The following is a 26,304-nucleotide window of genomic DNA, read 5'->3' on the forward strand; positions in this document are numbered from 1 at the left end:
TTCTCACTGTCAGGCTCCCGTCTCGATGAGGACGTCGGTGCGGCGCGCCGCGAGCTCCCCACGTTGGTTGACGAACTCGGTCTGGATCGTGACCATCGTCATCGTGCCACCGCGTTTCCCCTCGCGGCGGGTGACGTCGGTGATGGACCCGCGCGTCGTCAGGACATCGCCCAGGTGCACGGGGACCAGCAGCTCCCAGGACGCCTCACCGTGGAGCAGGCGGTTCAGGTCCGCGCCGATCGAGGCTGCTGTCTCCAGCGCTCCGCCGGCACGCCAGTGATCGACGAGCGTCGTGACGGTCGGAGGGGTGGGCACCTCAGCGAAGCCCTGCGCTGCCGCGGCCTCTGGGTCGTGCCATGTCGGGTCCGTGTCGAAGAAGCTGCGGCTGAGCTCCATGAGCTTGGAGCGGTCGATCGGGAACGTGATCGTCCCCAGGTCGCGCCCCACGATGGTGTCTTCGATCATGAGGGTAAGCTACCAAAACCGTCGGCGCCGACTCTTTTTTGTGAGGCTCCGTTCACCCTCGGAAGGACGTCTATGTTTCAGGACAAAGTGGCAGTCATCACCGGCTCGGCCCGCGGCATCGGATACGCTGCGGCGGAGATTCTGGTGGCGGGCGGTGCCAGGGTCGTCATCGCCGATCTCGACAAGGATGCGGCCGAGCATGCCGCGGCGCAGCTCGGGGCCGGCAACGCGGCCGTCTGGGCCGGCAACCTCGCCGGCGGCGGAGCGGCGGAGCGGTTGATCGCCACCGCCATCGACAGCTTCGGCAAGCTTGACATCCTCGTCAACAACGCGGGCTACACCCTGGACGCGCCGGTCCACAAGATGAACGACGCCGACTTCCAGTCGATGCTCGACATCCACACGCTCGTGCCGTTCCGCCTGATTCGCGCCGCGGCGCCGCATATGCGCGAAGCCGCCAAGCGGGAGCGGGCCGAGGGCATCGTCACCTTCCGCAAGATCGTGAACGTCTCCTCGATGGCGGCTTACGGTAACGCCGGGCAGGCGAACTACTCGTCGGCGAAGGCCGGGTCGATTGCGCTGGCCAAGACCGTCGCCCGCGAGTGGGGGTCGTTCAACATCAACGTCAACGCCGTGGCGTACGGCGTGATCGAGACCCGTCTCACGCAGGCCAAGACCAGCGACTCCGTCGCCGAGATCGACGGCCGCCAGGTACAGATCGGCATACCCGAGCAGGCAAAGGCGATGATGAGCGCGATGATCCCGATGGGTCGCGGCGGGACGCCCGCCGAAGCGGCCGGCGGCATCGCCTTCCTCTGCTCGCCGTGGAGTAACTACGTCACCGGCCAGGTCATCAACATCAGCGGAGGTATCGGCCTGGGGATGCAGTCCTGAGCCTCGAGCCGAAGCAGGAGCGCAGCCATGCGACACGTCGGCGGCTGCTGGATGCCGCCGTCGACGTCCTACTGGAACAGGGTTACGCGCGCCTGACCACGGCGGCGGTCGCGCAGCGGGCCGGTGTCTCGCGTGGTGCGCAGCAGCATCACTTCAGTGACCGCGCCGAGCTTCTCGCGGCGGCGGTCCGCGAGCTCGCAGACCGTCAGATGGCCGAGCTCGAGGCGCGTGTATCAGCGGTGGCCCGCGGGCCGAAGCGCACCGAGCGCATCTTGGACGTGCTGTTTCAACAGTACGGCGGCCCGCTGTTCGGACTGATCCTCGAGCTGGCGTTGGCCGCGCGCGCCGACCCCGAGGTGCACGCTGTGGTGACCGAGCAGGAAGCGGCGATCAACCGTGCGATCTACGCTACGTCGAAGGCGGTGTTCGGCGACGCGATCACCGCGTTCCCGACGATGGGCCGCCGCTGGGCGCTCGCGCTGAGCGCCACCCGAGGCATGGCGGTCCTGACGCTGCTCGGGCATCCACCGGACGGCGTGCAGAAGCAGTGGCGTGCCACGCGCCGCGAGCTGGCCACGCTCCTCGACGGGTAGGTGCGGCGGCTGCTACGCCGGTACGCCGGCGCTGACACGGAGCGGCAGGGAGTCTCCGATCAGCTGACGGTGCTTGGACGGCGACCCGAACAAGGAGAGGTTGACCTTCGCGCGCTTGTAGAGGAAGTGCAGGTCGTGCTCCCAGGTGAATCCCACCGCGCCGTGCAACGACATCGCGTTGTCGGCCACGCGGGAGGCGGCATCGCCGCTGACGAACTTCGCCACCGAGGCGTGCAGCGCGAGGTCCGGCTCGCCGTTGTCGACGGACCAGGCGGCGAAATATGTCGCTGATCGGGAGACCTCGACGTCCACGAGCATCTCTGCCGACGTGTGCTTGAGCGACTGGAACTTGCCGATGGGGACGCCGAACTGCTCTCGCTCCCCGATGTACTGGACGGTCATGTCGAGCATCTTCTGGGCGGCACCGAGCGAGTCGGCCGCGACGAGGATCGCCGCGCGGGGTCCCAGCACGGCCAAGTCGACGGGGGACGCCCCGACGCGGACGACACGGGCGTCCGCGAGCGTGACGGTCGAGAGGTCCCGGCCAGGGTCCGCGGATGGCGTCGGGGTGACGGTCGCCTGCGAGCAGTCGCAGCAGAAGAGGCGCACATCGCCGTCGACGTCGACGGGCACGAGGATCACGTCGGCGGCTTGCGCCCCGAGCACGTGCGCGACGGTGCCGCTTGCCGTCCATTCGTCGCCGAACGGCGCGACGTCGATGACCGCCGCCGCCAGCGGGCTGCCGGCATCGACGGCGAGCGCGGCCAGACGCTCCCCGGCCGCCAACTCCTGGAGCAGCGGGTCGGCGACCCCGCCTGCGGCAAGCACCGCGGCAACGGCCAGGCCCGTGTGGGCGAGGAGCGCCCCAGGCACTGACGCGCGCGCGTGCTCTTCAACCGCGAGGACGAGCTCGACGAGGCCGCCGCCCTGCCCGCCGTCCACCGTGTCCGGCACGCCGATGCCGGTCCAGCCCTGCTGGACGGCGACGGTGGTGGCGGGGCGTCCGTCACCGGCCTCGAGCCACTCGCGGACGGTCGTGGCCGGCGCTGAGCGCTCGAGCGCGCCGCGAACGGCTGCGCGCAGCATCTCCTGCTCGTCGGTCAGTGCGAAGATCATCGCGCTACCTCAGCGCCACGCGGAGAAGTCGGGGACGCGCTTCTCCAGGAAGGCGGTGGCGCCCTCCTGCTGCTCGCCGGACTCGAAGAAGCCGGGGTTGATCTCGCCGAGGAAGTCCGCATCGTCCTGCCGGGCGCGGAGCGGCGCCCATTCATCGTCGAACGACTTCTTGAGCACCTTCAGCACCGTCGGGCTCAGCGCCAGCATCTCGTCGGCCCACTTGCGGACCTCGACGTCGAGCGCGTCGGCTGGGACGACGGCATTGACGAGACCCCAGTCCAGCATCTGCGCGGGCGTGTACTTGCGACACATCAGCCACATCTCGCGGGCGCGCTTCTCACCGAGGTTGCGGGCGAGGTAGGACACGATCGAGCCCGACGCCGGGCTGCCGACACGGGCGCCGTTCTGCCCGAACGTCGAGCGGTCCGAAGCGATCGTGATATCGCAGTGATAGGCGAGGTGGTTGCCGCCGCCGATGGCGTACCCGTCGACGCGCGCGATGACCGGTTTCAGGCAATCGCGCATGGCGTCGTAGAGGCCGACCATGACGTTGTCGACCTTGAGCTCCTCGAGTCCGCCATCCTTCTCCCACTCCATGTCGCCGCCGGCGCAGAAGGCGCGGCCTCCGGCGCCCGTCAGGACCGCGACTCCGACCTGCCCGTCGTCGCGGACGCGGTTAAAGGCGTCGATCATCTCGCGGAGGGTGTGCGGGGTGAAGGCGTTCAGCCGGTTCTGCCGGTCGATCGTCACAGTGGCCACCCCGTCCGACACATCGAACTGGATGTCGGTGTACGTCGTCTCGGTCTCGGTCTCGGGCATCGTCATCGTCCTCGGCTCGATGGTGAACAACGGTTTACGAGATCCTAGCCTGTCAGCCGACACCGGCGCCAGTCGTGCCTGTCGCGACGATCGTCTGGCCCGTGATGTAGCCGCTTTCGGCGGAGCAGAGAAACGCGATCAGCGGTGCCACGTCCTGCGGGGTTCCCGGGCGACCGAGGGTGTTGATGCGGGACTGGAGCGCGTAGAACGCCTCACGGCGTGCCTTCGGGATGCTCTCGGTCATGTCCGTCACCGCTCGGGGGCTGACGACGTTGACCGTGATCCCATGGTGGCCGACCTCCTTCGCGAGGCTCAGGGAGAACCCGATGACCCCGGCCTTCGCCGCGGCGTAGTTGGCCTGCCCGACGTTGCCGTGCAGGCCGGCGACCGAGCTCGTGTTCACGATCCGGCCAGGACGGCTGGCCTCACGCCACGCGCGCACCGCCTCGCGGCAGACGAAGAAGGTGCCGTCAAGGGAGGCGGAGATGACCCGCCGCCACTGCTCATCGTCCATGTGGACGACGGTGCGGTCCTGGGTCAGGCCGGCGTTGTTCACGACGGCGTCGAGCGGTCCGAGCTCGTCCCAGGCGCGACGGACGATCGCGGCCGCCTCGTCGGCGTGGCCGACATCGCCGGGCACGGCCACGGCCCGCCCGCCCTGCGCGATGACCTGCTCGGCGACATGGTGTGCGCGGTCGCCGTCTCGGCCGTTGATGGCCACCGCGGCGCCACGCGCGCTCAGGTCGAGCACGTACCCGTGGCCGAGCCCGCGCGTGGCCCCGGTCACCAGGATCGTGCGGCCTGCGAGCGTGGGCAGGGGTGGGCCAGCAGCGGGTTCTGCGGAGCGGGGCGATCGGTCGTTGCGCACCGCTGTACAGTAACGACGGTTCACGAATACTGGAGACGAGATGACCGTGACCGAAGGCGCCAGCGCGGCGCCGACCGGCGGACTGGCTGAAGGCATCGACCCATGGCTGCGCCTCGAGCAGCACCGCGGCACGCTGATCCTCACGCTGAACCGCCCCGAGCGCCGCAACGCGGTGGCGTGGGGGCAGATCGCGCAGATCGCGACCGTGCTCGAGCGCGCGGCCGCCGACGACAGCGTGCGCGTGGTTGTCCTCACCGGCGAGGGCGTCGCGTTCTCGGCCGGGGGCGACGTGAAGGATCAGGCCTCGCGGCGGGAGTGGGGCACCGTCGAGCGCCTGCGTCGGGCAGCGCCGATGATCGCGTCCATCCAGGCGGTGTGGGACTTCCCGAAGCCGCTGATCGCCGCAGTCAACGGCGTGGCCGCCGGCGCGGGGGTCGGCATGGCGCTGCTTTGTGACATGCGTCTCGCCTCGGCAGAGGCGCGGCTCGGCTTTGCGTTCGTCCGTGTCGGGCTCGGTCCGGACTACGGTGTCTCGTACACGCTGCCCCGGACCGTCGGACCCGGGCACGCCGCGCGTCTGCTCTATTCGGGGGCGTACGTCGAGGCGGATGAGGCGTTGCGCCTTGGGCTCGTCGACTCCGTCCATGCCCCGGAGCAGTTGCTGCCCGGCGCGCTCGCCCTCGCGGCCGAGATCGCCGAGCGGGCACCGTTCGGCGTCCGGCTCGCGAAGGCGGCGTTGCGCCGGGCCGGGAGCGCCGACCTGGCGACCACGCTGCGCACCGAGATGCAGGGACAGTTCCTGGCCACGGCGACCGAAGACCACCGCGAGGGAACCCTGGCGTTCGCCGAGAAGCGCACGCCGAAGTTCCGTGACCGCTGAATGATCGCCTCCACGAGGCCGGCGTGGGCGGACCGCTTGACGAGCAGTCGTGAGCGGCGGTGCACATCTCGCCCTGGTTGAAGGAGATCCCGGGAGAAGGCGGTCTCCGCGACCGTCTTCAGGTCGGCGTCTGTCACCGGGCAGAGGCGAACATCTGGATGACCGTTCGGACCGCGTCATCGCTCGCGGCCAGGTCGGTGAAGCCGTCGTCGAGGCGCCCCGGTGGGTGGGATCGCCCGCGAGTCGACGCGGCGAGCGTCGGGTCCCCGCGCAGGTCGCCCCACATGGCCCGATCTCCTGAAGGATGCGCGGGTCGTAGAGCGCGACCCCGATGACCGAGATGTTGCGCGTGAGCAGCGCGAGCATCGGCAGGTCGGTTCGGCGCCTCCGAGCGCCAGCGGTGTTCCCAGGGAATCGTGGGTCAACCCGGCGCCGAGCGCGTGAATGCGCCCGACGGTCTCATGGCCGAGGAGCACCCCGGCCGTCTGGGCGGGTCCCTCGACCACAGGATCCTCGCCGCGCCGGTGGTGCGCGCCCGAGCTGCGGCGCTCGTGTACTCCAGGCGCGCCACCGCAGCGCCCGGTTCGGGGTCGGGCACCGGTACTCGAGGGCATGGAAGAGGCGGGCGCTTCCATCGAAGACGGGCGCGCGTCCGGTGATCGTCATCGGGGTCGTGTGCCGGCCAGAAGATGCAGGGCAGTATCGAGTTCTCTGGTTTGACGCTTGTGGAATGACGTCGGTTAACGTTAGTTTATTGCCATCACATGAGCGGCCTGACGCCTGGGCCTGACCCGAGCTGCACATGGCGGCGACGGCAAGGACCGACCTCCCTGACCGGGGTCACACCGTCCATCCGCCCCTGCTCGTCGACTGCCGCGCGCAGGGCGAGTACCAACTTCCCGCTCACTGACTACCGTTTTTGAGATCGCGGTGATGTCGGCCGACCACACAGCCCACGTCGCCGCGTGAAACCAAGGAGCCGCTGATGCGCCTGCCCGACCTGCAACTGCCGCCCGATGCCGACGCCCTGCGCAGCGAGGTCCGAGAGTTCCTCGCCGACGAGCTCCGCGAGCGCCGGTGGGAGCCGCGCGTGGACTCATGGCTCTCGGGATTCGATCCGGACTTCAGCCGCCGGCTCGGTGCTCGGGGGTGGCTCGGCATGACCTGGCCGACGAGATACGGCGGCGGCGGCCGCTCGCCGCTCGAGCGCTACGTCGTCACCGAGGAGTTGCTGGCGGCCGGTGCGCCGGTCGGCGCGCACTGGGTATCCGATCGGCAGACCGGCCAACTGCTGCTGCGCTTCGGAAGCGAGGCGCAGCGCGTGGAGCTGCTGCCGCCGATGATCCGCGGCGAGCTCTACTTCGCGATCGGCATGAGCGAGCCCGACGCCGGGTCGGATCTGGCAGCGGTGCGGACGCGCGGCGAGCGCGTCGACGGCGGTTGGACCCTCCACGGGGCCAAAGTCTGGACGAGCGGTGCCCATCGTTGCCAGTGGGCCATCGTGCTCTGCCGCACCTCCCCACGCGGGGAGGACCGGCACGCGGGGATGTCGCAGATGCTGCTGGACCTCGGCCACACCAGGGGCGTGGAGATCCGCCCGATCATCTCGATGACCGGTGAGCACCACTTCAACGAGGTGATCCTCGACGGCGCGTTCGTGCCCGACGCGATGGTGGTCGGGCGGGTCGGCGACGGCTGGCGCCAGGTGACGTCGGAGCTCGCGTTGGAGCGCAGCGGACCCGAGCGCTTCCTGTCGACGCTGCCGCTGCTCACGGTCCTCATCGACCGGCTCGCAAAGACCGCGGGCCCGCACGAGGCGACCGCTATCGGCGAGCTTGTCGCCGGCCTGATGACCCTGCGGCGGCTTTCGATGTCTGTCGCCGCGGCGATCGCGGCGGGTGATGATCCGGCCGTCGACGCCGCGCTGGTGAAGGACCTCGGCACGCGGTTCGAGCGTACCGTCACGGCGACTGCCCGCCGTCTCCTCCCCTGCGAGCCGGACCTCGGCAGCGACGACGTGTTGGCGATGCGCTTGGCCGACTCCGTCCTCAGCGCGCCGGCGGGGACGCTCCGCGGCGGGACAAACGAGATCCTGCGCACGATCGTGGCGCGCTCGCTGGAGACCGCATGATCCCGGCGCGATGGACGCAAAGACCCTACGCGCGAGGCACGCTGCCCACCACCCGAAAGGCCACGCCATGAGCGACCACCGTCATCTCCTGCTCGACACCGTCGGGCGGATGTTGTCCGAGTGCTGCGGTCCCGACGTTGTCGGCGCGGCCGAGGGCTCCTGGCCCGCGGACCTGTGGCGCGTGGTGGAGGCGGCAGGCCTGCCGCTGGCTGCGGTCGACGAAGCCGCGGGCGGTGGCGGCGCGACGGTCGCTGACGCGCTCACGGTCGCGCGTCTGGCCGCGTCATACGCGGCGCCGCTCCCACTCGGCGAGACGGGACTGCTCGCCGGGCATCTGCTCACGACCGCTGGCCTCGCGGTCCCGTCCGGTCCACTGGCGGCAGCCTGGACCGGCGTCGAGGTTCGTCTTGACGGTGGGCGCTGCGTCCTGTCCGGACGCGCCGACCGGCTGCCTTGGGGCCGGGTGGCGTCGAGGATCGCCGTGCTCGCGGAAGGGGCGGACGGGCTCCACGTCTGCTCGGTCGAGCCATCGGCCGGGACCGTCGAGGTCGGCAGCAACGTCGCCGGCGAGCCGCGCGACTCGGTCGTGTTCCATGGCGTGGAGATCGCGGCTGGCGACCATGCCCGGGCCGCCGCCGAGGTCACTCGCGCGGCACTCGACGGTCGCGGCGCGCTGCTGCGCGCGGCGCAGATCGCCGGTGCGATCACCGCGGCGACCCGGCTCACGGTGATCTACGCAGGCGAGCGTCAGCAGTTCGGCCGGCCGATCGCGAAGTTCCAGGCGGTCGGTCAACAGCTCGCGCTGCTCGCCGCCGAGGAGGCTGCGGCGAACGCGGCGGTCGAACTGGCCCTGGCCGCGCTTGACGCCGGCCGCGACGGCGTCGACGAGATTGCGGCGGCCAAGGTCCGGGCGGGAGAGGCCGCAGGATCTGCCGCCGAGATCGCTCACCAGGTGCATGGCGCGATCGGGTTCACGCGGGAGCATCGGCTCCACCACCTGACACGCCGCCTATGGGCCTGGCGGGACGAGTACGGCAGCGAGGCCATTTGGGCGCGCCGACTTGGTGAACGAGCGCTTACTGCCGGGGGGAACGCGACGTGGACCATGATCACCGACACGAGCCGCTCCGCGGCACCGGTCGCGTCGGGTGCCACGACGTGAGCGACGTCGACCTACGGATCCTCGACGGCGTCGCGACGCTCACCCTCACCGCGGCCGACCGGCGCAACTCACTCACCGTCGCGATGGCGCAGGACCTGATCGACGCGTGCGAGCAGATCGACGGTGACGTGGCCGTCGGCGCGGTCGTCGTCCACGGCTCGGGCGGGTACTTCTGCGCCGGGGCCCACCGCGACGCGCTCGCGGGCGCCGGCGTGGAGCCGGCTTCCCCCGCGGCGTTCAGCCAGATGGGTGCGATCTACGAGAGCTTCGCGCGGGTGGGCCGGCTCGCGCCACCGACGATCGCGGCGATCGTCGGTGGCGCGGTCGGGGCGGGCGTCAACCTCGCCTATGCGACCGATCTGCGGATCGTCGCCGACGACGCCAAGCTCCTGGCGGGATTCCTTCGCATCGGGCTGCACCCCGGCGGAGGGCATTTCGCGTTGTCGGGTCGCTTGGCGGGGCGTGAGGCCACGATGGCGGCGAGCGTGTTCGGAGAGCCGATCAGCGGACTGAGAGCGGTGGAGCTGGGCATCGCCTGGGAGGCCCTGCCCTCGGAGCAGGTCCTGGCCCGCGCCCAGGAGGTCGCGGCGCGGGCCGGCGCTGACCCGGAGCTCGCGCGCCGGACGATCCGCTCCGCGCGGCAGGAGCTCGGCCCTCCGGCAGTGCCGTGGGACGTGGCGCTGGACGCCGAGCGAGGCTCGCAGATGTGGTCGCTGCGGCGCCGGCACGAGCGAGCATCCGACGCGTGAGCATCACGCTGGCGGCCGCCGTGCACGGAGTCCGCTGTGTGAGAACGGACGTTCACCGAATCGGGTACGCTCTGCAGACCCATGACGGCAAAGGAATTCTGATGTTCTTCGGAGACACCGAGGAAGAGGCGCAGTTCCGGGCCGAGGTCCGCACGTGGCTGGAAGCGACGCTTCCCACACTGCCCTGGCCCGAGCCCGCCGGCCTCGAGGATCGGCTCGTGTTCTTCCGCCAGTGGCAGAGCCTCGTGCACGAGGCCGGTTACGCCGGGCTGTCGTGGCCGGCCGAGTACGGCGGCCGTGGGGCGAGCCTCGGGCTGCAGGCGGTCTTCGCCGAGGAGCTCGATCGCGCCGGAGCTCCGGACCGCGTCAACGGCATCGGCGAGGGCTTCGCCGGCATGACGATCATCGAGCACGGCACCGACGCGCACAAGTCACGCTTCCTTGCGCCGATCCTGCGCGGCGAGGAGATCTGGTGCCAGCTGTTCTCCGAGCCCGGGGCCGGGTCCGACCTCGCCGGGCTGCAATGTCGCGCCGAGCGCGACGGCGACGGCTACCGCATCACGGGCCAGAAGGTGTGGACCAGTCGCGGGCAGATCGCCGACTGGGCGATCCTCCTGGCGCGCACGAGCGGCAAGCGCCACGACGGCATCACCTACTTCCTTTTCCCGATGAAGCAGGAGGGGGTCACGATCCGGCCCCTGACCCAGATCACCGGGGACGCCGAGTTCAACGAGGTCTTCCTCGAGAACGCGTTCGTGCCCGACGAGTGCATCCTCGGGCGCGTCGGTGACGGCTGGCGCCTGGCGAAGGCGACCCTCGGCTACGAGCGCGTGGTCATCGCGACCGGCCGGATGAACATCCAGAAGTGGCTGGGCGAGCTCATGGAGCTCGTGCGCGAGTCCGGGCAGGGTGAGGACCCCGCGGTTCGCGCTCGCGTCGCCGACCTCTGGGGCCGGGCCCTCGTGCACCGCCTGAACGGCGCCCGTGCGCTGACCCAACTCGGCACCGGCGCGCCAGGGCCAGAGTCGTCGGTGGGCAAGCTGTTCATGACCCCCCTCGCGTCGGACATCGCCGACTTCGCGCTCGAGCTCGGGGGCCTGGATGCGCGCGTGGCGCCGGGCGCCGAGATGCAGGGTGACGGCCGCTGGCAGCGCATGTCCTACATGGCGCGCGGCATGGCGATTGCCGGCGGCACGACGCAGATCCAGAAGAACATCGTGGCTGAGCGCGTCCTCGGCCTACCCCGCTAGCGCACCAAGCAGAGGAGCTACGTATGAGCACCACCGCACCGCCGCCGCACGAGATCCCCGCGCTCATCGAGCCCGAGGAACCCCACCTGGACGACCTACGCGCGCGCGTCGCTGCCGCGGTATCGGTGTTCACCGACGACGAGGTCGCGGGCTGGGAAGAGGAGCGGGTCTTCCCCGAAGAGCTGTACGACCGCCTTCGTGATTCCGGCCTTCTCGGGCTGACGGTGCCGGTGGAATACGGCGGTGAGGGGCAGGGGGTCCGCGAGGCCTGCGTGGTCCTGGAGGAGCTGGCCTACCGGTGTGGCGTGGGTGCCGCGATCTGCCAGATGTTCGTCAACGGGCCGCCGAGGGCCATCTATCGCCTGGGCGACGAGGCGATCCGCCAGCGCTACCTACCCGGCGTCGCCGACGGCAGCCGCTACTTCTCGATCGCGATGTCCGAGCCGCACGCCGGCTCGGCCGTCACCGAGCTGACCTCGTACTTGGAGCCGGACGGTGACGGCTACCGCCTGCACGGAAGCAAGTGCTACATCACCGGCGGGATGCGGGCTGACGCATTCCTCGTCTTCTGCCGGGCTCAGGGCACAACGGGCTCCAAGGGCCTGGGTGCCGTCGTCATCGAGCGCGGCCAGGAGGGCTTCACGACCGACATCATGCCGGCCAAGATGGGCGGCAACGCGATCCCCGAGTCCGTCCTGACCTTCGACGGCGTTCGTATCGACCCCGAGGCGGTCGTCCTGACGCCGGACCCGACGTCCTCCGCCGCGGCGATGAAGATGCTGCGCCAGTTCAACCCCGAGCGCTGCGGCAACGCCGCGATGGCACTCGGGATCGCCCGCGCCGCGCTCGAGCGCGCGATCGGCTACTCGCGCGAGCGGCAGCAGTTCCACCGGGAGATCTGCGAGTTCCAGGGCATCCAGTGGAAGCTCGCGGACATGGCCACCCGCTTCGACGCGGCGCGACTGCTGCTCGCGCGCGCCTCCGCATCCGAGGAAGGCGGCTTTCCGGTCACGCGGCTCGTCATGCAGGCGAAGATCGCCGCCAACGAGGCGGCCGAGTTCATCTGCCGAGAGGCGATGCAGATCCACGGCCACTGGGGGTACTGCCGAGATCTCCCGGTGGAGCGTCACTACCGCGACGCGCGCGGCCTAGCCATCGGCGGCGGCACGCTGGAGACCAACCGCAACGTCCTCGCCGCCGAGGTCCTCGGTCGCCGCTTCGACCAGCGCCCGTCCCGGCCGGGCACCAACGGCTCCGGCCCGGCGGCATCCGCGAGCACGCCAGAGATCCCCTCGCTCGTGCCGGAACTGAGCCCGGAACTCGAGGTCATCCGCGTCCGCGCGGCCGACGTCGCGGCAGCGAACCTCGCTGACGCGCAGCGCTGGGACGACGAGGAGATCTTCCCGGAGAGCTCATGGATCCGGATGCGCGACGCCGGCCTTCTCGGCCTCACGGTCCCCAAGGCCTACGGCGGAGAGGGCCTCGGCGTCCTCGAGGCCTGCATCGTGCTCGAGGAGCTGTCGGTCACCTGCATGTCCTCCGCGATGGTCGCCCAGATGTACCTCAACGGGCCGCCGCGGGCCGTCCTCGCGCTTGGCACGGAGGCACAACGTCGGCAGTATCTGCCTGGCACGCCGACGGGCGAGCGGTACTGGTCGATTGCCATCTCCGAGCCGCAGGCAGGCTCGTCCGCCACGGAGCTTCAGACGCGCCTTGAGCCCGACGGTGAGGGCTACCGCCTCCACGGAGGCAAGTGCTACATCACCGGCGGGATGCGCGCGGACACCTACCTCGTGTTCTGCCGACTGGCGGGGACGACCGGCGCCAAAGGCATCGGAGCGGTCATCGTGGAGCGTGGCCAGGACGGCTTCGCCGAGCCACAGACCCAGCCGAAGATGGGCGGCCGTGGAGTCGGCGAGGCGGTGCTGGGGTTCGACGGCATTCGCATCGAGCCCGGCGCGGTGATCGTCCCGGCGGACCCGACGTCCAGCAAAGGCGCCGCGATCATGCTGCGGCAGTTCAACCCCGAGCGCTGCGGTAACGCCGCGATGTGCGTCGGCGTCGCCAGGGCCGCGTTGGCGGATTCGCTGCTGCACCTCCGCACGCGCCAGCAGTTCGGCAAGGAGCTCGCCGAGTTCCAGGGCCTGCAGTGGAAGGTCGCGGACATGTCGATCGCGCTCGACGCCGCCCGGGCACTGAACCACCGCGCCGCCGCGTCCGACGAGGGCGGCTTCCCGATCACCCGCTACACCGCGATGGCGAAGATCTACGCCAACGAGGCGGGCAAGTTCATCTGCGACGAGGCCGTCCAGCTGCATGGGCACGCGGGATACTGCCGTGAGTTGCCGGTCGAGCGCTATTACCGCGACGTCCGCGGCATGGGGCTCGGCGGCGGGACCACCGAGATCATGCGCAACGTGCTGGCCGGTGAGGTCATCGGGCGCCGCTTCAGCCAGCGCTGACCACACATCAAACAACCAGAAGCCAGGAACCACATGGACTACTCCGAGTACGAGCACCTGCTCTTCGAACGCCGTGAGAACGGCGTCCTGCTGATCACGATCAACCGCCCCGAGGTCTTCAACGCCACCAACGCCCGGCTGCACTGGGAGCTCTCCCGTGTCTGGCTCGACATCAGCGACGACGACGAGACGCGCGTCGCCGTGATCACCGGTGCCGGCAAGGCCTTCTCCGCCGGCGGCGACCTCTCGATGCTCGAGGGTCAGCTCGGCAACTTCAAGGAGATCCACGCGATCTCCAACGAGGCCGCCGATCTGGTCTACAACATCATCGATTGCAAGAAGCCGGTCGTCTCGGCGATCAACGGAGTCGCCGTCGGGGCAGGCCTGGCCGTCGCGCTGATGGCCGACATCAGCATCATCGCGGAGGATGCGCGGCTCACCGACGGCCACCTGCGGATCGGCGTCGGTGCCGGCGACCACGCGGCGATCATCTGGCCGCTGCTCTGCGGGATGGCCAAGGCCAAGTACTACCTCATGACCGCGGAGTTCGTCGATGGCAAGGAGGCCGAGCGCATCGGACTCGTGAGCCGCTGCGTCCCGACGGCCGAGGTGCTCGATACCGCTCTGGAGGTCGCCGACCGGCTCGGCCAAGGGTCGCAGGCGGCGCTGCGCTGGACCAAGCGCTCGATGAACAACTGGCTTCGTCAGGCCAGCCCGATCTTTGATGCCTCGCTGGCGATGGAGATGCTCTCGTTCTTCGACGAGGACGTCGTCGAGGGCGTTGCGGCGATCAAGGAGAAGCGCGCCCCGGTGTTCCCGTCGACGAAGGGCAGCTGACGATGGCCGACGGCTATCGCTCGGTGTTCGCCCCAGGGTTGTTCGACGGACGCTTGATGATCGTCACGGGGGGTGGCAGCGGTATCGGCCGCTGCATCGCCCACGAGCTCGCGAGCCTCGGCGCGCACGTCGCGATCACCGGACGCCGGATCGAGCGGCTGGAGACCGTGCGGACCGAGATCGAGGACGTGGGCGGCGCCGTATCCTGCCACGCGTTCGACATCCGGGACGAGGCTGCGGTGGTGGCGGCGATCGCGGAGATCATCGCGGCGCACGGCCCGATCTTCGGCCTGGTCAACAACGCGGGCGGCCAATACCCGTCGCCGGCGGAGGAGCTCTCGGTCAAGGGGTGGGACGCGGTCATCCGCAACAACCTCACCGGCGGCTTCATCGTCTCGCGCGAGGCCTACAAGCAGTCGATGGCCGAGCACGGAGGCAGTATCGTGAACATCATCGCCGACATATGGGGGGGCATGCCGACGATGGCGCACTCCGGTGCCGCCCGGGCCGGAATGCTCAACCTGACCGAGACGACGGCCTGCGAGTGGGCACGGTCGGGGGTTCGCGTCAACGCCGTCGCCCCTGGGTGGGTCGCCTCCAGCGGGTTCGACACCTACGATGATGCGATGAAGGCCGAGCTACGACGCCTGCGAGACGAGATCCCGCTCGGGCGCTACGGCAACGAATCCGAGGTATCGGCCGCGGTGACATTCCTGTTGACGCCGGGGGCTGCGTTCATCTCCGGCTCGTGCATCCGCGTGGACGGGGCGGTTCCCAACCACCGCCACACGTGGACGAACGTTCCGACAGATCGCTCGATCGCCTTCGACGGCTTTCCGCTGGCAACCCTGCCGGAGTGCCTGCGGTGAGTGACGAACTGCGCCCGTACCTGGAGCCCGGCACCTCGATCGACTCCACCCATCCGGCCGTCGTCGCTCTCGCTCAGGAGCATGGCGCCGGTATCGATGACGTTCGTGAACGTGCGGTCGCGCTGTACTACGCGGTCCGCGACGGGTTTCTGTACGACCCGTACGGCCTGGAACTCACGGCCACGGGCTTCCGCGCCAGCACGGTCATCGAGCGGGGCGGCGGGTTCTGCGTCCCGAAGGCGACGCTGCTCGCGGCGGTGGGCCGTGCTGCCGGCATCCCAGCGCGGATCGGCTTCGCCGATGTCCGCAATCACATGACCAGTCCCCGGCTGATGGAGCTGATGGGGACCGACGTCTTCGCCTATCACGGCTACGCGGAGCTCTGGATCGACGGACGCTGGGTGAAGGCCACTCCGGCGTTCAATCTGTCGCTCTGCCAGAAGGTCGGCGTTCAGCCCCTGGAGTTCGACGGGCGCGAGGACTCGCTGTTCCACCCGCTCGACCTGTCGGGGAGGAGGCACATGGAGTATCTGCGCGACCACGGTTCGTTTGTCGACGTACCGGTGGATCGTATCGTCGCCGCCTGGGCTGAGATCTACCCGCGATCAGGCGAATGGGGGACTGCGACTCGTCACGGTGCGAGCTTCGAGAGCGAGGCGGTGACGGTGTTGCCGGACATCGTGTCCTGACGTATTGTGTGCCTCGCAGGGGTGGGCACCGCTCTTACAGGGACCCGGTACACGTCAAGGACCCGGTAGGGTTTTCTGTGTGAGAGACCGCGTCATCCTCGATGCTGCAAAGGCCCTCTTCGCCGAGCAGGGTTTTGAGGCCGTCGGCGTGGATCAGATAGGCGCCGGTGCCGGCATGACCGGCCCGGCCATCTACCGCCACTTTCGGGGCAAGGACGAGATCCTGGCCACCCTGTTCGACGAAGCGATGGACCGCCTGCTGACCCTGACCGGCACGCGCCTGCACGATCCGATGGAGGATCTGCGGAACCTCGCGCGCGGCCACGCCGAGTTCGCACTGACCGATCGGGAGCTTCTGTCGATCTATGCGCGTGAGGAACGGGCGCTCACCAAGGACCATCGCCGTCGGCTCGTGCGGAGGCAGCGATCGTACGTGGCTCGGTGGACCGAGTCGCTCGCGGCCTGTATGCCGACCCGCTCAGAGGCCCAGGTCGAGGCGGCGGCGTACGCGCTCATCGGCATGCTCCTCGGCGCTTCGCACTGGCCGCGCGGTCTGATCACGGCTGACGGAGCGATTGATCTGCTCGTCGATCTCGTCGAGAACGCGGTCACCGAGCCCGGCAGCGTCGCTCCGCAGTCGGCGCCGAAGGCGCCGGCTGCGGTGGCGAAGAAGCGTGCTCCGGCAGCGAGGAAGCGCGTGTCCTGATCGCTGTGCGGACGGCGCGATCGACCGCGCGCGCCGCTTGCCGGGGTTGAACGCGCGTTAGCAAGTCTGGTAGGACACTTCCGTGTCCTCGGCCAACTCAGCGTCCAGTTCGACCCACGACGACGTCAGCCGCGGTGAGGTCCTTCGCGAAGTTGCGGCGGACGTGCGGACGACGTCGCTGATCGGCGCGTTCGCCGACGCAGCCGAACGGGTGGCGGGTCGGCCCCTGCCCGACTACCAGGCGCTCTGGAAGTGGTCGGTCGAAGACCTCGACGCCTTCTGGCGACTGGTCTGCGAGCAGCTCGGCGTGCGGTGGCACGACCAGCCGCGCGCCTACCTGGAGTCCGCGCAGATGCCCGGCACCGAGTGGTGCCCAGGCGGCACCCTGAACTACGCCGAGCACTGCCTGCAGCACACCGGTGACCGCACCGCCATCGTGTCGCTGTCGCAGTCGCGTGAGGACATCTCGTTGACCCGGGACGAACTGCTCGAGGAGGTCGAGCGCTGCGCGACAGGCCTACGGGCGCTGGGGGTGGGGAAGGGGAGCACGGTCGCCGGATACGTGCCGAACATCGCGGAGGCGATCGTCGCGTTCCTCGCGACCGCGGCGCTCGGTGCCACATGGGCGTCGTGCGCCCCGGAGTTCGGCGCGCGCTCGGTGATCGACCGTCTCACGCAACTCGCCCCCGACGTGTTGATCGTCATCGACGGCTACCGCTACGGGCGGAAGCAGGTCGACCGCAGCGAGGAGGTGCGGGCGATCCGCGCGGCCCTTCCCGACCTGCGGCACACCGTCCTGCTGCCGTACCTGGACCCGGACAGGGCGGCGGCACGTATCCCTGACGCCCTGCCGTGGGCGACCCTGCTGGCCGAGCGCCAGCCCCTGCAGGTGGAGGCGGTGCCGTTCGCGCACCCGCTCTACGTACTGTTCTCCTCCGGGACCACCGGTCTGCCCAAGCCGATCGTCCACGGCCACGGCGGCATCACGCTCGAGCATCTGAAGGTCATCGCGCTGGCCTTGGACCTCGACGAGGACGACGTCTACTTCTGGTTCTCCACCACTGGCTGGATGGTGTGGAACCTCCAGGTCTCCGCGCTCCTGCGGGGGGCGGCGGTGGTCTGCTTCGACGGCGATCTCTCCTTCCCGGACATGAGCGAGCTGTGGCGGGTCGCGGAGGCCACCGGGGCGACGATCTTCGGGGCGAGCGCCCCGTTCCTCATCGGCTGCCGCAAGGCCCGGCTGGTCCCGAAGGACGGGCACGACCTCTCGCGCATCCGCACGCTCCTGTCGAGCGGGTCGCCGCTCTCGGCCGACGGCTACCGCTGGGTCTACGACGCCGTCGGCAGCGACCTCGTGCTGAACTCCATCTCCGGCGGCACCGACGTGTGCTCGGCGTTCGTCGGGTGCTCGCCGATGCAACCCGTCCGCGCGGGCGAGCTGTCGGGCCGTGTGCTCGGGGTGCGCGTGGACGCGTTCGACGAGCAGGGCCAAGTGGTGATCGGCGAGAAGGGCGAGCTCGTCATCACGACGCCGATGCCGTCGATGCCGGTCGGGTTCCTCGGGGACGCCGACGGGTCACGCTATCGGGCAGCGTACTTCGACGTGTACCCGGGGGTCTGGCGCCACGGCGACTGGATCACCTTCTTCGCGGACGGGGCGTGCGTGATCTCCGGCCGGTCAGACGCCACCCTGAACCGCGGCGGGGTCCGTCTGGGGACTGCCGAGTTCTACGCGGTCGTCGATGACATGCCCGAGGTCGCCGACAGCCTGGTCGTCCACCTCGAGGACGGCGAGGGCGGCCCCGGCCGGCTGCTGCTCTTCGTCGTCGCGGCCGTCGACATCGATGAGGACGCCCTCCGCGGGCTGGTCGCGCGGGAACTGCGCTCGCGGCTCTCGCCCCGCCACGTGCCGGATGAGCTCTACCTGGTGCCGGGCGTCCCGCGTACGCTCTCGGGCAAGAAGCTCGAGGTCCCGGTGAAGCGGATCCTGACCGGCACCCCCGCCGACGAGGCTGCGTCGAAGGGCGCGCTCGCGAACCCCGAGGTCCTCGATGCCTACGTCGAGCTTGCGGCGTCTATTCGATAACGTAAGCGCTCGTTAACGGCAATCGTGCGAGGGAGGTCGACATGGCAGGGCCAGCAGACGTCGGACGCGACTCAGGCGAGTCGCGGTTCCTCGAAGCGCCCGCGATGTCGTGCGGAGAGACGCAACCATGAAGAGAGCAGGAGGCCTGAAGTGAAGATCTGTGTCCTCGTTAAAGAGGTCCCCGACGCGGCGGTGCAGAAGCGCATCGACCCGTCCACCGGTCGTATGGACCGCGGCGGGGAGAAGAATCTGAACCCGTACGACACCCACGCCATCGAGGCGGCCATGCAGATCAAGGAGGGTGGAGCCGTCGAGGTCGAGGAGATCGTCGCCGTGACGATGGGTCCGAGCTCCGCGGTCCGCGCGCTGCACAAGGCCGTGTCCCTCGGGGCCGACCGCTCGGTGCACCTGAGCGACGACGCCCTCGCGGGCTCCGACGTCGCCGCCACCGGCTACGCCCTCGCGCAGACGCTCAAGCGCGAGAACCCCGACCTCGTCCTCCTCGGCCAGCAGTCCGACGACGGAGAGTGCTACACGATCGGTGCCGTCGTGGCCGAGCACCTGTCGATGCCGTCGCTCACCCAGGTCATCAAGCTCGACCTGGCCGGCAGCGAGCTGACGTGCGAGCGTCAGGCCGAGTACGGCTACGACACCGTCAAGATCCAGACTCCGGCCGTCATCTCGGTCGGCGACGCGATCAACGAGCCGCGCTACCCGTCGCTGAAGGCGATCATGGGCGCGAAGAAGAAGCCGCTCGACACCGTCGGGACCGGCGACGTGGAGATCGACGCCTCCAAGGTCGGTGGCGACAACTCCAACGCGCAGTGGACGTCCGCCAAGGCTCCGCCGCAGAAGGCCGCCGGCCTCATCATCGAGGACGAGGACACCGCCGAGACCGTCGAGAAGATCGTGGCCTGGCTCGACGAGCGCAAGCTCCTCTAGAAAGGGACATTCACACCATGTCGAACATCCTGGTCTACGCGCTGCACTACGACGGCGCGATCAACAAGAACTCCCTCGGCGCCGTGTCCGAGGGTGCGAAGCTCGCCAAGGAGCTCGGTGGCGAGGCGCACGCGATCCTCGTCGGCGAGAACATCCCGCAGGACCTCGCCGCGTCGCTCGGCGAGTACGGGGCCGCCAAGGTCCTCACCGCCGAGGGCCCCGACGGCCTCGGTCAGCCGGTCGTCGACGCGATGGCCGCGGCCATCGGCAGCGGCGGCTACAAGTACGCCCTCTTCGGCGGCGGCCTCCTCGGCTTCGAGGTCGGCGCCGGCCTCGCCGCGCGCCTCGGCGCCGGCGTCGCGATGGAGATCACCACGGTCCGGGCCGAGGGCGGCGAGCTCGTCGCCGAGCGCCCGATCCTCGGCGACTCCTCGATCTCGGAGATCAAGTACCGCTCCGAGGTCGGCATCATCATCGGCCGCCTGAACGCGTTCGAGATCGTCAAGGGCGGCGCCGGCGCGGCCCCGGTCGAGGCCATCTCCTACGAGGCGAGCCCGCAGTCCGCCCAGGCGACGATCGTCACCCGTGGCGAGCAGCGCGGCGCGGACGTCGACATCGAGGGTGCGAACATCCTCGTCGCCGGTGGCCGTGGTCTCGGCAAGGCGGAGGGCTTCGAGCTCTGCACCGACCTCGCCGCCGCGTTCGGTGGCAGCTCCGCCGTCGCCGCGACCCGCGCGGTCGTCGACGCCGGCTGGTACCCGTACGCGGGTCAGATCGGCCAGACGGGCAAGACCGTCGCCCCGAAGCTGTACCTCGCCGCGGGCATCTCCGGCGCGATCCAGCACAAGGTCGGCATGCAGTCCTCGGAGAACATCGTCGCGATCAACAAGGACGCGAACGCTCCGATCTTCGAGTTCTCCGACCTCGGCATCGTCGGGGACCTGAACAAGATCCTGCCCAAGCTCACCGAGGCCATCAAGGCCAAGAAGGGCTGACGGCCCACGCAGTGCTCGGGCGCCCGAGCGGTCGGTTCCATGACGAATGAGGAGTTGCGTGAGATGACGGAGACAACGAGGGCCATCGCCGGGTCGGACCTGAAGGCGTCGTCGACGCTGGGCTTCGAGCTCGACGACGAGCATGCCGACTTCCAGGCGGTCTGCCGCTCGTTCGTCGCACGCGAGATCATGCCGCTCGTCGTCGACGCCGAGCGCTCGGGCACGTTCCCGATGGGGCTGCTCCAGCCCCTGGCCAAGGCCGGGCTACTCGGACTCGGACACCCGGCGGAGCACGGCGGCAGCGGTGGCGGCATGCTCGCACGCACGCTTCTTGCTGAGGAGATGGCAAAGGCCTGCGGCGGCATCACCGCCACCGTGATGGTCGACGCGTACATGGCGGGCCCGCACCTCTCGCACTTTGGCACCGAGACCCAGCAGGAGGAGTACCTGGGGCCGATGATCCGTGGCGAGGAGGTGCTGGCGATCGCGGTGACCGAACCGGGCGCCGGGTCCGACGTGGCGGGCATCCGCACGACCGCTAAACCTCGATCCACCGTTCGCCTTGATGTGGGCCGCGTCAGCGGCCGAGTGGGTCAGCTCGGGGTGGCGGCGCGGGTGATCGAGCGCGCTGAGGGATTCGCAGTGCGGGTGGGGCCAGTTGAGGCCGTCGCGGTGGCGTGAGTTTGGTGGTCGCGGGCAGGCCGAGGCCAGCGGTCCTGCGGCTGAACGTCGGGAGCCCCTGGTGTCAGGCGGGTGGCGGCAGCGCCCGGATCAGGTCTAGGGCGGTGAGGAAGTCCTGTCGCCAGGGCCAGCGGGCGGGCATCCGCAGCAGCGTGCGGCGGCCGCTGCGGGCGAGTCGTCCGGGGACCTGAAGCAGCCGCCGGCGGAGGGTCCGCGCGGTGCGGGTGGTGGCGTCCGGGAGGGCGATCTTCTGGGTCCAGCGCAGCAGGTTGTGCGCGAGCGCGGCGATCACGGTCCAGGCGGCGTTGGCGTGGTACTTGCCCGAGGGGAAGTGCGCCAGCGCCTGATCTTTGAGGTCGCGGATCGCGAGCTCAACGACGGCGTGCTGGCGATGCTCAGCCTCGACAATCTGGAGGTCGTCGGTGCGGTTGGTCGCGAACGGGTAGTGCTCCCAACTCGGGAGCAGCTCGCCTTGCTGGGAGAGCGTCCTGACTCGGCGGATGATCATGCGGAAGTCGCCGATCGTGGTCTCGGCGATCTGCGCGACAGAGGTCTTGGGGTAGTCCTCCAAGGTCACCCAGGCGTCCTCGTCGATCGCGTCGACGAGCGCGCGAACATGGGGCTGCATGCGGATCCCGATCGAGAACTGCCAGCCGGCCCGGTCAAGCCGCACGAACGTCTTCTTCGCCCAGAACCCCGAGTCGGTGCGCATGAGCTTCTGGCCGGTGGCGCCGGCGCGGTCAACGCGGGCGATGAGCTCCTCGCAGAAGCGGAGCATGCCGCGGGAGGTGTTCGCCGAGCCCTTTCGCAGCCGGATGTGGAGGACCTCACCGGTGTCCGCGCGGGTCGCGAGCAGTGGGTGGTAGCCGAGCTGGCGGGTGTAGCCGTAGCCCGCGCCCTGCTTCTTGTAGCCGTGGACCTCGCCGACAAACGAATCAACGTCGATCACCAGCCGCTCGTCGCCCGGGCCGGCGCCCGCGGCCCACGCGCGTTCAAGCGCGAGGCCAAGCACGCGGTCTAGCTGCCTGACGTGCCCGAACGTGAACGCCCGCAGGAACGTGCCGAGCGTTGACGGCGCCGCAACACGATGCCCGAGCACCGCCGCGGTCTGCCCCGACCGAAGCGGGTCGCAGTCGTCGATGCAGTCCGCACCGAGGACCATCGCCGAGCACATCGTCATGACCTTGCGGCCCGGATTCGCCGCGCCAGGACGGTCGCCGAGATCCACGCACTCTTCGATGAGTTGCTCAAGCCCGAGGCGCTGCGCGAGGAGCGCGGGGAGCATCACCCCAGCGTTCGCGACCGCCCGCTCATCATCGAACACCACGACCGCCGACTCGTTCACCATGAGGGTGACCTCCTGAGCAGAGCCGCGGTCGCCGCGAACGACCGCTTTCAAGCCCTGCTTGGGAGGTCACTCCACTTCAGACCCCGGATGGATCGGTGGATCGAGGCTAAACGCGTCGACGGAGGCTGGGTGCTCAATGGCTCCAAGATGTTCATCACCAACGCCGGCTTCGCGGACACGCTGATCGTCGCGGCGAAGACCGACCGCGACAGCAGGCATCACGGCATCAGCACGTTCATCGTCCGCGGCGGCGCTGACGGCATGACGCTCGGTGAGCCGCTGGTCAAGATGGGATGGCACTCCTCCGACACGCGCGAGATCGTTTTCGACGACTGCTTCGTCCCGGAGGAGCGCCTGCTCGGAGCCGAGGGGCGTGGCTTCCATCAGATCATGCACGCGTTCGACCGCGAGCGGCTGTTACTCGCGGCGATGGGGGTCGGTCTGGCTCAGGCGGCGTTCGACGGGGCACTCGCCTACGCGCGCGAGCGGGAGGCCTTCGGCGCGCCGATCGGCAGCTACCAGTCGATTCGCCACCGCCTATCCGCGATGGCCACCGACATCGCGGCCGCACGTCTGCTGAGCTACCACTCGGCCGGGCGATTCGACCAGGAGCATCCGACGGCGACGGCGACCGCTGCGATGGCGAAGCTGCTGGCCGCGCGTGTGGCCAACGAGGTGGTCGACGACGCGGTACAGGTCTTCGGCGGCGCCGGGTACATCGAGGAGACTCCGGTGGCGATGCACTATCGCGACGCCCGCATCCTGCGCATCGGTGGCGGCAGCGATGAGGTCCAGATGGAGATCCTGGCCAAGCGGCTTGGCCTGTGAACCCGGCCGACGATCACCGGGCCGTATCCGCCCGATCTCTGGCGGGGGGCGCGCGCGGCCGCCTGGGGACCAAACTGCCGGTGCGTGGGCGCGTGGCCGTCCTCCTCGACGCCGGGTCGTTCGTCGAGGATGGACTGCTCGCGTCCGCACGCGACCCCGCGCACCTGCCCGCCGAGGGGGTCCTCACGGGTACCGGGACGGTCGGCGGCCGGCAGGTCGTCGTCATCGCGCATGACCCGACTGTGAAGGCCGGCTCGTGGGGCGCGCGGACCGTCGAGAAACAGATCCGTATACTCGAGCACGCCGACCGGTACCTGCTGCCGGTCTTCTACCTCGTCGACTCGGCGGGCGGGCGGCTCACGGATGCCCTGGGTTTCCATCCTGGGCATCGCGGCGGCGCGCGGATCTTTCACCTGCAGGTGCGCCTCTCCGGGCGGGTGCCCCAGCTGTGCTGCCTCATGGGGCCGTCCGCCGCGGGGGGCGCGTACATGCCGGCCTTCTGTGACTGGGTGGGCATGGTCGACGGCAACGCGTCGATGTACCTCGCCTCGCCGCGGGTCGCCGAGCAGGCGATCGGCGAGAAGGTGACCCACGAGGAGATGGGCGGTGCCCGCATGCACTGCACCACATCCGGGATGGGCGACCAGCTCTTCCCCGACGACGCCACCGCCATCGCGGCGTGTCGCGAGCTTCTGGGCTACCTGCCCGCGTCGTACGACCGGCGGCCCGAGGCGCAGCCGGCGGTGGCTCCGGCGGCCACCGACTGGGAGGGCGTGCTCCCGGCGAGCCTGCGCGCGAGCTACGACATGCGCTCCGTCATCGAGCGAATCGTCGACGGCGACAGCTTCTTGGAGATCAAGGCCCGCTTCGCGGAGGAGATCATCGTCGGCTTTGCGCGCCTGGACGGACGCTCCGTCGGCATCGTCGCCAACCAGCCCAAGGTCCGGGCCGGCACGATCGGCGTCGACTCCGCCGACAAGGCCACCCGCTTCATCTCGCTGTGCGACGCGTTCAACGTCCCGCTGCTGTTCCTGGCCGATCTTCCCGGCTTCATGGTCGGCTCGGCCGTCGAGCGGCAGGGGATCATCCGCCATGGTGCCAAGATGATCGCGGCGATGTCCAGCTGCGCGGTCCCGCGGTTCTGCGTCGTCATCCGCAAGTCGTTCGCCGCGGGGTACTACGCGATGTCCTCGCCGGGCTTCGAGCCGACGGCGACGCTCGCCCTCCCCGGCGCCCAGATCGGCGCGATGGCGGGCAGCGCGGCGGTCCACGCCGTGTGGGCCAACAAGATCGAGGCGATCGAGGATCACGAGGAGCGCGAGGCGTTCATCCGTGAGGAGAGCGCGCGCCTGGACGAGGAGCTGGATGTGCTGCGAGTCGCATCGGAGTTGCTGATCGAGGCCGTCGTCGAGCCGGAGGACCTGCGGCTGCAGCTGAGTCTCCGGCTCGCCGCCTGCCACGGGTGGACGCGGCCGCCGGCCGGCCGCCACCACGGGGCCTTCCCGGTATGAGCGAGCCGCGCAGATGCGACCGTCCCGTGAGCGGGATGTGGTTCGAGGACCTGACTGAGGGGCTCGTGGTCCGCCACGCGATCACCCGGACGATCACCGAGGCCGACAACGTCATGTTCACGTGCATGACGATGAACCCGGCGCCACTGCACCTCGACGCCGACTACGCGGCGTCGAGCGAGTTCGGACAGGTCATCGTCAACAGCATGTTCACGCTCGCGCTCCTCATCGGCATCAGCGTGCATGAGCTGACGATGGGTACGACGGTCGCCAACCTCGGTTTCGGCGCGGTGACGTTCCCAGCGCCGGTGTTCCACGGGGACACCTTGGACGCCGAGACCGCGATCCTCAGGGCCAGACGCTCGAGCTCGCGCCCGGGGCAGGGTGTCGTCACGTTCGAGCACCGCGGCTTCAAGCAGACCGGCGACCTCGTGGCACGCTGCGAGCGCACCGCCCTGATGCACTGCCGCCCGAACTGATGCTGCGCAGCCTGCTGTTCGCGCCCGCGACGCGCCCCGACCTCGTCGCAAAGCTCCCTCGCAGCCGCCCGGACGCGGTGATCATCGACCTGGAGGACGCGGTCCCGGCCGCACACAAGGTGGCCGCTCGCGTCGAGGCTGTCGCCGGTGCGGCCGCGCTCGTTGGTCTCCCGAACGGCCCGCGGGTCTACGTCCGTGTCAACGCCGTCGACACCCCGTGGTTCGCCGAGGACGTGGCCACTGCCCTCGCACCGGGGGTCGCCGGCATCGTCGTACCGAAGGTCGAATCGGTGGCCGGCCTTCAGACGGTCCGCGACGCGCTGCTGGCCCGGGGCGGGCCACCGCTGAGCATCATCGCCGGCTTCGAGTCGGGCCGCGGCGTCCTCGAGGTCGAACCGGTGCTTGCGGGGGCCGCCGAAGGTCCCGTGGTGGAGGCCTGCTACTTCGGTGCCGAGGACTACGCCGCCGACATCGGTGCACGGCGCACCGTCGCCGGAGACGAGGTGCTCTACGCCCGTTCTCGTGTAGCGCTCGCCTCCGCCGTGCACAGCGTCCTCGCGCTCGACCAGGTGGTCGTCGCGATCGGCGACGACGAGCGCTTCCTGGCCGACGCCGAGCGTGGGCGCGACCTCGGGTACCGTGGAAAGACGTGCATCCACCCTGGCCAGGTGCCGCTGGCCAACCGCGTCTTCTCCCCGAGTGAGGAGGAGCTGAGCCGTAGCGTGCGGATGCTCGCGACGTGGCAGAGCAGGACGCAGGACGGCCACGGCGCACTGTTGTTCGAGGGCCGGATGGTCGACGAGCCCGCGATCCGCGAGGCCCGTGCGCTGCTGGCGACCGCCGAGGCCATTCGTGAGGGCGGGCGCGGGCGCGACCCGGCGGCGTAGCGTACGACGGTGTGCCGTGAAGCCGGGTCTGCCCATCCGCTGCTGAGTGCCCGCGTC

Annotated in this window: 26 protein-coding genes and 1 pseudogene; 21 read left to right on the forward strand and 6 right to left on the reverse strand. The window is 69.9% G+C overall.

Features of this window, described 5'->3' with window-relative positions:
* Positions 1-9: 9 nt before the first annotated feature.
* Positions 10-465 (reverse strand): FAS1-like dehydratase domain-containing protein, encoded by a 456-nt coding sequence (locus tag NBH00_RS08330; protein WP_254572875.1) that lies wholly within the window; start codon positions 463-465, stop codon positions 10-12.
* Positions 466-552: 87 nt separating this feature from the next.
* Between NBH00_RS08330 and NBH00_RS08335 the strand changes: the two genes are divergently transcribed.
* The 3 genes and pseudogenes from NBH00_RS08335 (at position 553) to NBH00_RS08340 (ending at position 1,952) form a co-directional block, all read left to right on the forward strand.
* A complete protein-coding gene (locus tag NBH00_RS08335) occupies positions 553-1,359 on the forward strand; it encodes an SDR family NAD(P)-dependent oxidoreductase (RefSeq protein ID WP_254572876.1) in 807 nt (268 codons plus the stop codon).
* 47 nt (positions 1,360-1,406) lie between these two features.
* Positions 1,407-1,532: pseudogene (locus NBH00_RS25445) on the forward strand (helix-turn-helix domain-containing protein); the annotation flags it as partial.
* Between the two features lie 36 nt (positions 1,533-1,568).
* Positions 1,569-1,952: a hypothetical protein gene (locus NBH00_RS08340; RefSeq protein ID WP_254572877.1), complete on the forward strand. Its 384-nt coding sequence runs from the start codon at positions 1,569-1,571 to the stop codon at positions 1,950-1,952.
* Between the two features lie 12 nt (positions 1,953-1,964).
* Here NBH00_RS08340 and NBH00_RS08345 read toward each other — a convergent pair whose 3' ends face one another.
* Genes NBH00_RS08345 through NBH00_RS08355 form a run of 3 tightly spaced genes read right to left on the reverse strand, consistent with a single transcriptional unit; the run spans position 1,965 to position 4,674 of the window.
* Positions 1,965-3,068, reverse strand: coding sequence for an acyl-CoA dehydrogenase family protein (locus tag NBH00_RS08345; protein WP_254572878.1), 1,104 nt, complete (start codon positions 3,066-3,068; stop codon positions 1,965-1,967).
* A 9-nt stretch (positions 3,069-3,077) separates the two neighbouring features.
* Entirely contained in the window at positions 3,078-3,887 is an 810-nt protein-coding gene (locus NBH00_RS08350; protein ID WP_254572879.1) for an enoyl-CoA hydratase-related protein, read from the reverse strand.
* A 52-nt stretch (positions 3,888-3,939) separates the two neighbouring features.
* On the reverse strand, positions 3,940-4,674 hold the full coding sequence (locus NBH00_RS08355; protein ID WP_254572880.1) for an SDR family oxidoreductase: 735 nt from the start codon (positions 4,672-4,674) through the stop codon (positions 3,940-3,942).
* Between the two features lie 121 nt (positions 4,675-4,795).
* Here NBH00_RS08355 and NBH00_RS08360 point away from each other — a divergent pair, with 121 nt between their 5' ends.
* Positions 4,796-5,635: an enoyl-CoA hydratase/isomerase family protein gene (locus NBH00_RS08360; protein WP_254572881.1), complete on the forward strand. Its 840-nt coding sequence runs from the start codon at positions 4,796-4,798 to the stop codon at positions 5,633-5,635.
* Between the two features lie 133 nt (positions 5,636-5,768).
* Here the strand turns inward: NBH00_RS08360 and NBH00_RS08365 are convergent, their stop codons facing one another.
* Positions 5,769-5,921: a hypothetical protein gene (locus tag NBH00_RS08365; RefSeq protein WP_254572882.1), complete on the reverse strand. Its 153-nt coding sequence runs from the start codon at positions 5,919-5,921 to the stop codon at positions 5,769-5,771.
* A 699-nt stretch (positions 5,922-6,620) separates the two neighbouring features.
* Between NBH00_RS08365 and NBH00_RS08370 the strand changes: the two genes are divergently transcribed.
* From NBH00_RS08370 to NBH00_RS08430, 13 genes are all read left to right on the forward strand, one after another.
* Complete coding sequence (locus tag NBH00_RS08370; protein ID WP_254572883.1) at positions 6,621-7,766, forward strand: acyl-CoA dehydrogenase family protein; 1,146 nt, start codon at positions 6,621-6,623, stop codon at positions 7,764-7,766.
* A 67-nt stretch (positions 7,767-7,833) separates the two neighbouring features.
* Entirely contained in the window at positions 7,834-8,928 is a 1,095-nt protein-coding gene (locus NBH00_RS08375; RefSeq protein WP_254572884.1) for an acyl-CoA dehydrogenase family protein, read from the forward strand.
* Positions 8,925-9,677, forward strand: a complete 753-nt coding sequence (locus NBH00_RS08380; RefSeq protein WP_254572885.1) for an enoyl-CoA hydratase-related protein — start codon at positions 8,925-8,927, stop codon at positions 9,675-9,677. The genes NBH00_RS08375 and NBH00_RS08380 overlap by 4 nt, the downstream gene beginning before the upstream one ends.
* A 101-nt stretch (positions 9,678-9,778) precedes the next feature.
* Positions 9,779-10,927: an acyl-CoA dehydrogenase family protein gene (locus NBH00_RS08385; RefSeq protein WP_367401308.1), complete on the forward strand. Its 1,149-nt coding sequence runs from the start codon at positions 9,779-9,781 to the stop codon at positions 10,925-10,927.
* A gap of 23 nt (positions 10,928-10,950) precedes the next feature.
* A complete protein-coding gene (locus NBH00_RS08390; RefSeq protein ID WP_254572887.1) occupies positions 10,951-13,389 on the forward strand; it encodes an acyl-CoA dehydrogenase family protein in 2,439 nt (812 codons plus the stop codon).
* Between the two features lie 33 nt (positions 13,390-13,422).
* Entirely contained in the window at positions 13,423-14,226 is an 804-nt protein-coding gene (locus NBH00_RS08395; RefSeq protein WP_254572888.1) for an enoyl-CoA hydratase/isomerase family protein, read from the forward strand.
* Positions 14,227-14,228: 2 nt separating this feature from the next.
* Positions 14,229-15,095: an SDR family oxidoreductase gene (locus NBH00_RS08400; RefSeq protein WP_254572889.1), complete on the forward strand. Its 867-nt coding sequence runs from the start codon at positions 14,229-14,231 to the stop codon at positions 15,093-15,095.
* A complete protein-coding gene (locus NBH00_RS08405) occupies positions 15,092-15,784 on the forward strand; it encodes a transglutaminase-like domain-containing protein (protein ID WP_254572890.1) in 693 nt (230 codons plus the stop codon). Before NBH00_RS08400 ends, NBH00_RS08405 begins: the two co-directional genes overlap by 4 nt.
* 79 nt (positions 15,785-15,863) lie before the next feature.
* Complete coding sequence (locus tag NBH00_RS08410; RefSeq protein ID WP_254572891.1) at positions 15,864-16,490, forward strand: TetR/AcrR family transcriptional regulator; 627 nt, start codon at positions 15,864-15,866, stop codon at positions 16,488-16,490.
* 82 nt (positions 16,491-16,572) lie between these two features.
* Positions 16,573-18,576, forward strand: coding sequence for an acetoacetate--CoA ligase (locus NBH00_RS08415; RefSeq protein ID WP_254572892.1), 2,004 nt, complete (start codon positions 16,573-16,575; stop codon positions 18,574-18,576).
* Between the two features lie 150 nt (positions 18,577-18,726).
* Positions 18,727-19,518: an electron transfer flavoprotein subunit beta/FixA family protein gene (locus NBH00_RS08420; RefSeq protein WP_254572893.1), complete on the forward strand. Its 792-nt coding sequence runs from the start codon at positions 18,727-18,729 to the stop codon at positions 19,516-19,518.
* A gap of 17 nt (positions 19,519-19,535) precedes the next feature.
* Positions 19,536-20,513: an electron transfer flavoprotein subunit alpha/FixB family protein gene (locus NBH00_RS08425; protein WP_254572894.1), complete on the forward strand. Its 978-nt coding sequence runs from the start codon at positions 19,536-19,538 to the stop codon at positions 20,511-20,513.
* Positions 20,514-20,552: 39 nt separating this feature from the next.
* The gene (locus NBH00_RS08430) at positions 20,553-21,194 is read left to right on the forward strand and encodes an acyl-CoA dehydrogenase family protein (RefSeq protein ID WP_254572895.1); all 642 of its coding nucleotides are present in this window, start codon (positions 20,553-20,555) and stop codon (positions 21,192-21,194) included.
* 64 nt (positions 21,195-21,258) lie between these two features.
* Here NBH00_RS08430 and NBH00_RS08435 read toward each other — a convergent pair whose 3' ends face one another.
* Positions 21,259-22,542: an IS1380 family transposase gene (locus tag NBH00_RS08435; protein ID WP_254572896.1), complete on the reverse strand. Its 1,284-nt coding sequence runs from the start codon at positions 22,540-22,542 to the stop codon at positions 21,259-21,261.
* A gap of 87 nt (positions 22,543-22,629) precedes the next feature.
* Here NBH00_RS08435 and NBH00_RS08440 point away from each other — a divergent pair, with 87 nt between their 5' ends.
* From NBH00_RS08440 to NBH00_RS08455, 4 genes are read left to right on the forward strand one after another with little or no spacing between them, the layout of a single operon-like run.
* Positions 22,630-23,370, forward strand: a complete 741-nt coding sequence (locus NBH00_RS08440) for an acyl-CoA dehydrogenase family protein (protein ID WP_254572897.1) — start codon at positions 22,630-22,632, stop codon at positions 23,368-23,370.
* Entirely contained in the window at positions 23,367-24,881 is a 1,515-nt protein-coding gene (locus tag NBH00_RS08445) for an acyl-CoA carboxylase subunit beta (protein WP_367401289.1), read from the forward strand. The genes NBH00_RS08440 and NBH00_RS08445 overlap by 4 nt, the downstream gene beginning before the upstream one ends.
* A 35-nt stretch (positions 24,882-24,916) precedes the next feature.
* Positions 24,917-25,360: a MaoC family dehydratase gene (locus NBH00_RS08450; protein WP_254573712.1), complete on the forward strand. Its 444-nt coding sequence runs from the start codon at positions 24,917-24,919 to the stop codon at positions 25,358-25,360.
* A complete protein-coding gene (locus NBH00_RS08455; RefSeq protein WP_254572899.1) occupies positions 25,360-26,247 on the forward strand; it encodes an HpcH/HpaI aldolase/citrate lyase family protein in 888 nt (295 codons plus the stop codon). The genes NBH00_RS08450 and NBH00_RS08455 overlap by 1 nt, the downstream gene beginning before the upstream one ends.
* Positions 26,248-26,304: the final 57 nt, after the last annotated feature.

Source organism: Paraconexibacter antarcticus (genome assembly GCF_024220175.1).
In the GTDB taxonomy this organism is placed as follows: Bacteria; Actinomycetota; Thermoleophilia; order Solirubrobacterales; family Solirubrobacteraceae; genus Paraconexibacter; species Paraconexibacter antarcticus.